This is a genomic window from Paenibacillus agaridevorans (assembly GCF_003112455.1).
GTDB classification, from domain to species: domain Bacteria; phylum Bacillota; class Bacilli; order Paenibacillales; family Paenibacillaceae; genus Pristimantibacillus; species Pristimantibacillus agaridevorans.
Genome location: NZ_BDQX01000084.1, coordinates 19,667 through 30,683, shown reverse-complemented (window position 1 = coordinate 30,683; position 11,017 = coordinate 19,667). Strand labels below are relative to the sequence as shown.

Below are 11,017 nucleotides of genomic sequence, written 5' to 3'. Positions count from 1 at the left end.
AAACAGGCCTATACAGCAGACTCCAGCGCCACCTTGTACGCCGTATGGAAGCCGATCGTTCCTGTGAAAATACTAGACGCGTATTATTTCATCACGAACAACACCAACGCAACCAATATTAGCATAGCCGATTCGAACAACGGCACGCAGTTCAAAACTGCCGCAAAAGGAACGGTCAACGCCAAGGAGCAGATATTCCTGTTCCAGCGGCAAAGCGACGGATCTTACAAAATCACCAATTTCCTCACCGGAAAGGTCATGGAGAATAAGAACGGCGTCAATGTTCTTAGCAATCCGGTTGCCCAGAACGAAAGCAACGATACAGCGGCACAGCGTTGGTGGATCGTCCAGAACGGGACAAAATATAACCTGATCAATGCTGGTAGCGGTTTATTCCTGGACATTGCCTCCAGTTCGGTTTCGCCAGGTGCCAATATCCTGATGTGGTTCAATTCCGGAAGCGTAAACGGCCTCAACTTTATTCTGAAACGCACATGATCGTACAGATGGGAACCCGCCAATACCCAGTCAATTATTTATTTCCATGATAATGAATGTAGGAGAGAGATATGAAAATTTTATTAATTCGTCATGCTGAGCCTGATTATCCTAATGACACCATTACGGAGGCAGGACATCTGGAAGCTCAAGCGCTTGCTAATCATTTGCAGAGTATGGATATCAACCGCATCTATTCCTCGCCGATTAATCGTGCTGTCCATACCATGCAATATACTGCTGATTTACTTAACATTGAACCGGTCATTGAGCCATGGACCCGAGAATTAAGCTGGCAAGCTTCCGGCGAAAGAGACGAGTCTGTGGCAGCATGGGACATTCCAGGTGAAAAGGTGCGTGCCGGCTTTCCGTATCCAGATCATTCGATTTGGCCGGGGCAAACGCCTTACAAGCACTTCATTGATCCTTACAATACCATCAAACGGGATTCCGACGATTTTTTGCGGCGGCACGGTTACTCAAGGGAAGGCGGGCGCTATCGAATCGACGCTTCGAACGAAGAAACGCTTGCCGTCTTTTGCCACATGGGCTTCGGACTTACATGGCTATCGCATTTGTTAGAGCTTCCGTTCCCGCTTGTTTGGTCCGGCTTTTGGCTCCCTCCAAGTTCGGTGACGACCATTCTATTGGAGGAAAGAAGTCCGCATTGGGCCGTTCCGCGTTGCACCGGTCTAGGCCAGGTCTCTCATCTTCATAAGGTCGGACTACGCGTATCGACGTCGGGCCTAAAGGCTAATGTATAACATATGGACTGGAGCGGATTCTAAACGACACACGAGACACTATTAGCCGGTTTTGCTCAAGAATCAAATTCTAACGGACAGGTGAGACGTTATATGGCCGAAATATAGCAAACCGAACTATCGAATCACCCGCAAGGGTGATTTTTTTATTAAGCTCCCTCGGGCAGAATAGCGCAACAAAACGAAATCATACACGTCTATATATTGGATATAAGTGGAAGAAAAGGAGTGGTATTATGAAAAGGATTTTTATCCTTTTGATGTTGATGGCTTTATTTATGTCAGCCTGCCAGAGTGGTGACAATAAACCGATTAGCTCGTCCTCACAAAATGAAGCTAACGTAACCGATAACCGTGAGAATAACGAAGTGAAGGAGGGGGAGGAAGAAAGTGAATCTGTGGATTCAAAAATGAAAATCGATGATCAAATAACCGATGAGGTAGTCGAGGTAATTCAGAATCATATTTTCGCCGTTCAGACAAGAAATGAAGAATTGATTAAATCAACTGTGCATAAGGATCTTGATTTTGACGAGCGAGTGTACGAATTGTGGAATGATAGTTCCAAGGAATATGAACGTAAAAAATTAGATTACGGGCACGGGGATGAGAAAAACGAAGTTGTGACGGTTACTTTCATGAATGATGTATTATTATCGTTTGCTTTAACAAAAACTAGTGATGGCTGGAAGTTATACGACATAGACTGATGGTTTGATACCAGAGAGCAATTAACGAGCGATGTATCGGATCGCAACATTGCAGCTAGAAGCGTTCAAACTTTGTAAGTCAGAAGCTTGAGCAGAAGATCGATCTCGTTAGCAGCAAACGATTGTGTAGGTATACGGTGATTCGCAAATCCGTTCTTGCAATCAGGTGGTAGTAACGGCTACAAGTTTTTATATTAAAAATAACGATCGCTTGGCATTTGTGGAAGTTCGTTATTAGCTTAAACTCGTCTCTAGTCGGATAGGTTCGTATCAAGAACAACGACATCGTTTACAATGTGTTGTTATATGATCTTGACAAAAATCTCGAATGATACCATAATAAAGCTACGGATTTGCTCGCACGTTGTGTACGACTAAATCAGTACTTAAGACATTCCGTTTGTAGCTCAAACGTTGGGTTTGACCTATGAACGGAATGTCTTAAATTTTTATAGCATACTTGACCCGGTTTATGGATACTATGGTAATAGGTCGCACGTTGTGTACGACCAAAGAGAGGAGTTCGCACGTTGTGTGCGAACTCCTCTTCCTATTTGTATTCCCATTTGATTATTTTATGGTTCAGATGTCTTGAATAGAAATCAAGAATTTGTGATTGGTGTCTCTTTCTTGCTGGAAAACCATAAACGTCGCGGAAGTGGATTGAAGTGATGAAATTTATCATATCAGCCAGTTGTATCAAATTGCAATTTTTGTCATGTGACAGTTTTACCTGAAGGTCTGGATATACCCTTGTGTTTGCGGGATTACTTAAAGCGTCACAGAAATTATTTATTTCGCTTGGTTTACCGTCGTCGCAAATTATAAAAGCATAGGAATCAGAATTACCTAATTCGGATGAGATACATTTAACAAGCTCCGTGTAGGAATGAATATGCATCCGATTATGATTAGTATCTCCCGTATTGGTTTGATAGAGTTGTTTATTAGTTATTGCTGCTACAATCTTTACGTCAGTAGTATTAGCCAAAGACAGCAAATCGTTAACGACTTTGAACCGCTCCACATCCGATAAATTATAATAGAAGTCTTCCCCATCAATAAATGCTTTTCCGTGGATCTCGAACTTCTTGAAAAAGTCGATAGTTGAAAACTGGTCGACTGGAATGCCATGAATTTTAGCTTTTATATCTTTTTCTAAATTGTCTTTTATTTTCTGAACCTCATTATGTAAAAATATTTGATAGTGAATGGGGACTAATATTCCCGCATAACAAAGGACTGGCTGGTTTCTTAAATCGCCAAAACCATTATTTCCAGACTCATCTGTATAAAATCCATATAAAGTCACTAGAACGCCTACTTTCAAATCAATAATGGACTAATTATACCAAATAATGCGGAGATTGTGAGATGAAAACAAGATTTTGCTTTGCCATTATGGTCACGGTGAACCATACCATAGGTATCGGCAAAAAATGCATTCTAGGATTTGTGCGAAGAAAGTCAACAGGTGCTCGTTCACCTATGAACGGAATGCCTTTCTTGTTCCAACCACTTGAGATATCTTGACTGAATCAATAAAGCGCCAGTAGAAAGATCGTTAAGCTATCGTAAGAACGTTAGTTTCAATAAAATAGCGACAGTCCAGGACTTTATTTTCCCGTCCTTTGGCTGTCGCTGCTTCGATTTATAGGGTCAGTCTTCTGAATGACGAAGTTGACACCGCTGTTTATACTCCGCGATAATAACATCTATCACGTGTTGCCCCCACACCGAGAGCTCCGAGCCCCTCTCGTTCCCGACATAGGTAATGAGAGCCTTCCATAAAGCCCAGCCCCGTGCCCGATTAATCATAGCTTCGTCAACGTTCATGTGCTCCAGAAAGACAGCGCGGCTGTCATCGTCGAAAAATGTCCAAGCCATGACGAGGTCGCTCGACGGGTCTCCCACTCCCATGGTTCCAAAATCGATAACGCCGCTCAAGCTTCCCTCCTGGACGAGCAAGTTGCCTACGGCGATATCGCCATGCAACCATACCGGAGCAGATTGATATCGTGTAGAGAGGGAGAGCTCCCATATGTCCGACAACAACTTCCGATCGTATGAACCGGCGAGCTTAGCGATGGCGGATAACGTTTCGTCATGGTAGATTCTGAGGTTTCCTCCGCGATGAAAGTTTTGAACGCCCGCGGGGATCCCTTTGCTTGCGTCTATGGCCTGCAACTCGAGCAGAAATCGCGCAAGATCCTCGGCCAATTGGTTTTGGCTGCGGATATTGCCATGAGTGACAGTTTCGCCTTCAATCCATCGGTTGACGGACCAAGCAAATGGATACTCTTTCGAAGGTTCTCCTTTCGCAACGGGCGCGGGGATCGGCAAGGACAGCAGAGGCTTGAAGACAGGCAGCCATATCATCTCTTTCTCGACAGCCGAAGCGTACCGTTTATGGCTTGGAAGCCTGACGGTCATCTCGCTGCCCAGACGGAAGGTGCGATTGTCATGTCCGCTTTTATCGACCGGAGTAATGCTGTGATGCTTCCATTGAGGAAACTGGTTGTCTATAAGTTCGCCTACCAATTGAACGGTAATATCCATCTTCCGGATTCCCCCTAAATTTCACTGATTAGCACCTTTATTATAAGCAACAGCGTTTAGACTCTCCAAGGATACAACGGTTATAAAAAAACTTACCCCCGGCTTCTTCAATATGATCTAAGATCAAAGTAACTTTTTCTGCAGCAATGAACCTTTTATCCAAAACGGACCAATATATAATGTAACACCTGAATGGAGGCCGGTCCTATGAAGGATATTGATTGGAGCCCATGGCTTATCCGGATGAGCCGGGGCGACGAGGAGGCATTTCGTACGGTATACGAAGCGACGCGCAATCATGCTTACAGGCTGATTCATTATCTCTCTCCCCGCAAGGAAGATGTGGGGGACATCATGAGCGAGGTTTATATCGAGTTGATGAGAAGCGCGGACAAGTATCGATCGGAGCAGCCTTTTACAGCATGGTTTAATGGATTGATTGTCAGGCAAGTGCGTAATTGGAAAAGAAAGAGCTGGAGAATTTTTCGAATTGCGGAGAAGCTGCAAACGTTAGCGGGGCAGTCCTGGGACGGCCGGGCCGAAGCGCGGTTGTCCGCTGTAGGCGACCGAATGGAGCTTGAGCCGCTTCTGGGAATTCTATCCCATAAAGCAAGGGAGATTCTTGTTCTCAGGTACTACCAGGACTGTTCGCTGGAAGAGATTGCGGAGCTGTTGGACATCCCCTTGGGAACGGTCAAATCGAGACATCATCACGCCCTGAAGCAGTTGCGCCGTCGATTCGAGGAGATCCAGGGGGGAAAGGAGAGGAATGGCTATGTCTATTGAACGGAAGTTAACGGAGGCGTTCAAGCGCGATCAGGCCGAGCTGCAATGCCCTCCTTCGCTGGATGAGCGAATCATGGCCGATTATGGACGGATGGCGATGGACGGAAGGAGAAATAAACATATGAAAAACAAACGAGGTTTATCCAGGGTTGCTATTATTGCTGCTGTTATAGCGGTTCTGAGCGGATTCGGTTATGCGGGCACGCAGCTGCTGTTTTCGGACTCGCTAGGCAAATATTCCATTCGTATGCAATCGAATGAGGCCCTGACAATTAGCCCCGAAGTGTTGGATCATGCCCGGGCGTCGTTAAAAGCGGTACAAGATGAGCTGGCGCCGGGTACTACGGCTGTTGTTTATCTGCCGGAGGTTTTCTCGGAGTACCGTGGGGCTCCATTGCCTATCGGAGTCACAAGTCCGGATTGGATTGCCGGTGCCCTGGAGTGGCGGGCCGTATTGGAGGAAAAAGGCGTGACGGAAACGTTGCCGGACTCCCTGCTTGGAGGCGCCTACACCCTGAAGGCAGGGTCCTTGAAAAGTCCGTTCCATGTTCTTATGGGATTGGATGCCATGGATCGTATGAATGAAATGATAGCCGAACATAATGCTACGAATGGCGAAGGACCCCTGTGGCGCTTGACGGAGCCGTCCTCCGAAGGTCCGGAGTCGTACTACACTTCGGTCTACAGGGATGTCAATGACGAGGCTCTGTACTATACCTGGCAGATTATTAGCGATGCTTCCATAAAGACGGAAGCTTTAACCTCGCCTTCAACCGTATACGAAGAGCTGGATTTAGACGGATACAAGGCGCATTACACCCAAAATGATCAATCGCTGTTCGGAGAGAGCAATGTGCTGCAAGGAATCATGTGGATGGAAGAGAAGGAAGGCGAAACGATTGTCCATCATGTGGAGTCGGATTCGGCCAGTATGACAAAGGAACGGTTGGTCGAGGTGGCTTCAAGCCTTCAATAAAGGTAAATAATAAGCAATTAGGGGTTTCCTGAAAAGGGAAGTCCCTTTTTTTCGGAGGCCGGCATTGCAGCCTGAGGCAACAAAACGCGGCCTTGCCCCGTCTAATGAGGGTATAACCACGGCCTAATGCTAAAGGAGAACCTTCATGAAACGTAATTTTGGCAAAATAGTCGTAATCGGAATCGCCGCGATCGTGCTGGTGCCTATCCTGCTGTATGTGGAATTCCAAAACGGTTTCTATCAGAAGTTCCGATTCGAGCAGCGGACGGAACGTTACTTGGCGCAAACCTACGATGAGTCCATGAAGGTGGTGAGCACTCGTTACCTCTGGGACAACATCGAGCCGCTTGTCGCGACCGTACAGCCTGCCTCGGATCCTTCGCTGCAATTCTACGTGTATGTCAGTAAGAATCGCGAGAAAGGATTATCGGATGACTACGCTACGACGCTATGGAAGAAGCAGGCGAAGCAAGAAGCGGAGTCGCTGTTGCAGACCGTGCAGACCGAATACGCCCGTTCTATCGACATCGACTTCTCTTGTTGCAAGGTCGCCGAATATGATTATGCTTCCATTCAGGGGGAAGTGCCTCATTACGGTACGACAGGACTGCCATTCGATCTAGTCGTAAATATGGAGCGGCCGGCGGAAGAGGCTGATCTGGCCAATATGTATCATTCGGTAACGTCGCTCCGCGAGTCGAAGTCGTTGTTGCTGGACAAGCTGATCTTCCGCTTTCCTCATCCGGTTACGGGCTCGACCGTGAGCTTCGAGATTCCCGGCGAGGCGATGGATGGGGTCTCATCGGTTAAAGAGATCGAAGCTTATAACGTTACGAGATTTCCCGCGTCGTACATAGCGGAGGAGATTCGTGCAACTCTGTCATGGAACGAGGAGAAAAGCGAGGCGGTTTTTAAACGCGAGGACGAGTCCTTGGTTGTCCGAAGCTGGGGCAATGAAGCGATATGGAACGGCATGCCGCTAGAAGATCCTATAGGCGCATATATCGGAGATTCGATGGAGCTCCAGGTTCCTGTTCAATTAATCGAGAGGACATTTGGCCAAAAGCTCGCGCTGTGGTCTCCATGACTGCCAAAGAGCAGCCCTTCCCGTTCAGGGGAAGGAGCTGCTCTTTGGTTTTAACCTTCCAGACAGAGTCTGATCAGGTCGTCCACATGGGCGGTAGCGAGGCATTCCACCGTGTCGGCGGCTCCGTAATAGATTTTTACTTCTCCATCCTCCTCCAGCACCATGCCGCCTGGGAAAATGACGTCGTTACGGAAACCTCCATCCGTCTCGTACGGCGCTTCGGGCGCCAGCAACGGCGATGAGCTCATGCCGAGGATCTTCTTCGGATTGTCGAGATCGAGCAACATAATGCCGGCCGTATACCGCTTCTTCCAGGTCGGCTCCCAGCCGTTTTTTCCTCTGGCGGGATCGATATCCACCGCATGGAACGTGGTGAGCCAACCCTTATCCGTCTTAACGGGCGGCGCGGCCGGGCCGATCTTGTCATTGGCGAACGGCACCTGCTCCACCGCCAGCAGCAGCTCGGAGCGGCCCCAATAAACCAGATCCGGCGACTCCGAGATCCAGGTGTCGAACCGGTCGGCTCCGCCGCGACTGTATACCGTGAACGGTCGCTCCAGCCGGACGTAGTTGCCGCCGATTCGCTCCGGAAACAGCACCATGTTGCGCAAATCCGGCGTCGACAAGCTCAATACTTCAAAGGATTCGAAGTCGTCCGTCACCGCGACGCCGCCCCGAATGCCGTGTTTTGTATCGACGGCGAAGCACATATAACATCGTCCGTCGATGACCGTAAGACGCGGATCGTAGGCGCGCACGATCTCCTCGTCGCGCATCTTGAAGATCGGCTTCGGTCCCGCCGTCCAGTTAATGCCGTCGTCGCTGAAGGCGATGCCGAGATCCGTCGTATGAGACGGTTCAATCGTCTTATTTTCCAACGAGCCGTAGTCGTTGCGGAATACCATGACGTAGCGGCCGTTCATCTTGGCTACTCCCGCATTGAAGACAAGCGCGGTGGGATAAGGCACGCGTGCCGCGTCCAGCACGGGATTGGCCGGATGACGGGTAATGAGCGGGCTCGACGCCAGCGCTCCGATCATCTTGGTTTGCATCGATTAATTTCCTCCTCTATCTCTTCTAAACAAGACGACCATGTCTTGCGAACGGATAGTCGATCGTAATACGCCCAGCCTGGCAATCGCCAATGCCGCTGTACAGATCCGCCTTGCCGTCCGGACGCATCACAATGCCCGAGGCAAAGACGCAGTCGACCAAATATGGCATTTTGGCCGGGCCCGGCGGGTAGCAGGGACGACTTCCGATCAGATGAAGATCCGAGGATTCCCGGGTAATGGGATCAAAGACGAAGGCCATGTTTAGATAAACCCGCAATTCCCCGTCATTTTCGTCCTGGTCTCGGTAACAAATGTGGCCGATGACGCCGATTTTGCCGCTGTCGAGCAGGTAAGCCTGATTGACGCCGCCCCATTCGCCCTCTCCGAAAATGCCGTGAATGTAAGGCGCATTTTCGATGACGTCCGCTGTCAGCTCATCCAAATTGTCGATGACCGTAAAGCCGATCATGGATTCGCTGCCGTATTTGCTTCTCATGTCGGCGTTCCGCGGACGCGAGAAGACGCCGATCTTGCCGTCCGAGAGCGGAACAAGGCGAATATCCTTCATTTTGTTAGGTCCGGTCGTGAAGTAGTACAAATCGTGGAGATTGGCGCCCCGGAAGAAATAGCCGAAAAACGTGCTGTACTTCCCTCTCTCGTATTGCACATGAGTCCCGCCCAGTACAAGCTCACCGCCGATCTCGCTGATGTAAGGATCCTCCAGCGTATAGATCATGCTGTCTTTTACCACGGTCCATTCATCTTGTCCCGTCTCCTCGAAGAGGCGGACCCAAGAGCGGGCCCACTCCTTCCGACGTTCAAGCCGTCCGAACAGGTAACGTTTTCCGTCACGTTCAAAAGGAATCGAAATATTGTAAACATCAAACCCGTCTACGCCATGAAAGACCAATGTCGCGCTTTCGTAGATGTTTTTTGCCGCTTCAAATGCTAGTCTTTGCTGCTTCAAGGTCAACTTTCTCAACGCCTTCCGGTTTGTTTTCGGCTCGCTTACTTTTGAGAAGCCTGATAGGCCTCGAATTGCAGCTGGTATTCGGCCATGACTTTTTCCAGACCGGCTTTCTTCATTTTCTCCAGCGCGGCCGGGAAGGCCTTGTCGTATTCCTGCACGCCCATATAAATCGGAGTAATGCTCGCGGAAGCTTCGGACAAAATGTTGGTGTACTCGGTTCTCACATTTGTCGGGTCGAAAACGAAGTTCGCCGCGATACTGTTAATGGCATTCAGATTTGGCTCAAACAGAACCTTGTTGTTGTCGGGAATGCTTGTCTCCAGGTCAAAACGCATGAAGTTTACGTTGCCGTTTTGCGAATCGGATCCTCTGTATCTCGAATTGTTATTGTTCTCCGGATCCCGGATCGGCTTAAAGCCTTTCTCGCCGTCCTTGGTGTAATGCTCGCCCTCGATGCCATATTGAACCAGATCATAATTTTCTTGGCTTGCCAGCATCCAATCCATAAATTTGACGGCCGCTTCCGGATTTTTGCTGTTCACCGGCACGGCATTCCCGTTTTTGAAGGTGAGCGGGCGCATATATTCTTTCTCCGGGTTGAACCATACCACGCCGATATCGTCTACAGTGGCTTCCGGATTGTATTTCTTAAGTCCGTTCAGGCTTCCGCCGGTTCCCAGGCGGACGAACCATTCGCCGCTGTCGAGCTGGGCATCGACCTGCTCCTGCTTCATGACCAGAATATCCGGATTCGTAATTCCCTTCGTGTACAGTTCGCGCATGAAGGAGGCATCCTTCTTGAATTCCTCGGTCTCGATCCAGGACTTGATCTCGCCGTTCTGATTCACGTAAAAGAATTTATCCTTCACTGTAAATGGGAAGGTATCATAAGTCCGGTGCAGCATAGACGTATGCAAGAAGATGGGGTCGAAGTCCGCCCGGGTGCCCAGATAAGGCTTGTTGCTTCCCTTCCAGTTCTTCATGACAACTTCCCAAGCGCTGATCAATTCTTCCGGAGTCTTTGGCTCTTCAAGATTGTTCTCGCGGAGAATGTCGCGACGAATATTGAACTGGCCTTCGCTTGCCATTTCAACCCAATAAGAAGGTACGACATAATAGTTTCCATTAATTTTGGCGCCGTCGAGAATATCGTCCGGGATGGATTTCTTCAGATTCTCTCCATACTTGTCGATCGCATCCGAGATATCCGCAAGCGCGCCGCGATTATAGTAGCTGGAGAACGGCGTACGGTCCTGCATGACGTGGAACAGATCGAATTCTTCGCCGGTAGACAACATCAGGTTGAGCTTCTGATCCCATGCATCCCACGGGATATAGACCTTCTCCACCTCAACGCCGACACCGTCCGCAGCCAGCTTCTCATTGACCTTTTGGTACACTTCCTTGTAGTCTTTCGGCTCTGTGCCGGGAACCAAATATTTGATTTTGACCGTCTCGGCAGCCTTCTCGTTATTTTCCGACTGCGGCTCGGAAGAGTTGCCGCCGGTATTGGCCGTGGCCTCCGGATCGGATGCCTTGCCGCATCCCACCAATGTCGAAAGGGCAAGCACTGCTGTTAATACAAACGCGTGATGCTTTTTCATAAAAATTG

11 protein-coding genes are annotated in these 11,017 nt (G+C 48.9%); 6 read left to right on the top strand and 5 right to left on the bottom strand.

The window, feature by feature from the left end:
• The 3 genes from PAT3040_RS08990 to PAT3040_RS08980 all read left to right on the top strand — a co-directional run.
• The coding region (locus PAT3040_RS08990) for an RICIN domain-containing protein (RefSeq protein ID WP_146200388.1) at positions 1–498 on the top strand (498 nt) is incomplete at its 5' end.
• 71 nt (positions 499–569) lie between these two features.
• Positions 570–1,262 carry a histidine phosphatase family protein gene (locus PAT3040_RS08985; RefSeq protein WP_108992349.1) on the top strand — a complete coding sequence of 231 codons (693 nt, stop codon included), beginning with the start codon at positions 570–572 and terminating at the stop codon, positions 1,260–1,262.
• Between the two features lie 236 nt (positions 1,263–1,498).
• Positions 1,499–1,972, top strand: coding sequence for a hypothetical protein (locus PAT3040_RS08980; RefSeq protein ID WP_108992348.1), 474 nt, complete (start codon positions 1,499–1,501; stop codon positions 1,970–1,972).
• A 550-nt stretch (positions 1,973–2,522) separates the two neighbouring features.
• On the opposite strand, the gene PAT3040_RS08975 is transcribed toward PAT3040_RS08980, so the two are convergent.
• Together PAT3040_RS08975 and PAT3040_RS08970 are read right to left on the bottom strand one after the other, a co-directional pair.
• On the bottom strand, positions 2,523–3,284 hold the full coding sequence (locus tag PAT3040_RS08975; protein ID WP_087568315.1) for a DUF3800 domain-containing protein: 762 nt from the start codon (positions 3,282–3,284) through the stop codon (positions 2,523–2,525).
• Between the two features lie 347 nt (positions 3,285–3,631).
• On the bottom strand, positions 3,632–4,531 hold the full coding sequence (locus tag PAT3040_RS08970) for an aminoglycoside phosphotransferase family protein (RefSeq protein WP_108992347.1): 900 nt from the start codon (positions 4,529–4,531) through the stop codon (positions 3,632–3,634).
• 207 nt (positions 4,532–4,738) lie between these two features.
• On the opposite strand from PAT3040_RS08970, the gene PAT3040_RS08965 reads away from it, so the two are divergent.
• The 3 genes from PAT3040_RS08965 to PAT3040_RS08955 all read left to right on the top strand — a co-directional run bounded on the left by PAT3040_RS08965 (position 4,739) and on the right by PAT3040_RS08955 (position 7,380).
• The gene (locus tag PAT3040_RS08965; protein WP_087568313.1) at positions 4,739–5,317 is read left to right on the top strand and encodes a sigma-70 family RNA polymerase sigma factor; all 579 of its coding nucleotides are present in this window, start codon (positions 4,739–4,741) and stop codon (positions 5,315–5,317) included.
• The gene (locus PAT3040_RS08960) at positions 5,307–6,293 is read left to right on the top strand and encodes a hypothetical protein (protein ID WP_108992346.1); all 987 of its coding nucleotides are present in this window, start codon (positions 5,307–5,309) and stop codon (positions 6,291–6,293) included. The genes PAT3040_RS08965 and PAT3040_RS08960 overlap by 11 nt, the downstream gene beginning before the upstream one ends.
• Positions 6,294–6,438: 145 nt before the next feature.
• Complete coding sequence (locus tag PAT3040_RS08955; RefSeq protein ID WP_108992345.1) at positions 6,439–7,380, top strand: stalk domain-containing protein; 942 nt, start codon at positions 6,439–6,441, stop codon at positions 7,378–7,380.
• A gap of 50 nt (positions 7,381–7,430) precedes the next feature.
• On the opposite strand, the gene PAT3040_RS08950 is transcribed toward PAT3040_RS08955, so the two are convergent.
• The 3 genes from PAT3040_RS08950 to PAT3040_RS08940 are packed head-to-tail and all read right to left on the bottom strand — an operon-like array spanning position 7,431 to position 11,009.
• On the bottom strand, positions 7,431–8,432 hold the full coding sequence (locus PAT3040_RS08950; protein ID WP_108992344.1) for a glycoside hydrolase family 130 protein: 1,002 nt from the start codon (positions 8,430–8,432) through the stop codon (positions 7,431–7,433).
• A 25-nt stretch (positions 8,433–8,457) separates the two neighbouring features.
• A complete protein-coding gene (locus PAT3040_RS08945; protein ID WP_258234905.1) occupies positions 8,458–9,402 on the bottom strand; it encodes an MTP-1 family protein in 945 nt (314 codons plus the stop codon).
• A gap of 41 nt (positions 9,403–9,443) precedes the next feature.
• Entirely contained in the window at positions 9,444–11,009 is a 1,566-nt protein-coding gene (locus PAT3040_RS08940) for an extracellular solute-binding protein (RefSeq protein ID WP_108992342.1), read from the bottom strand.
• Positions 11,010–11,017 lie beyond the last annotated feature (8 nt).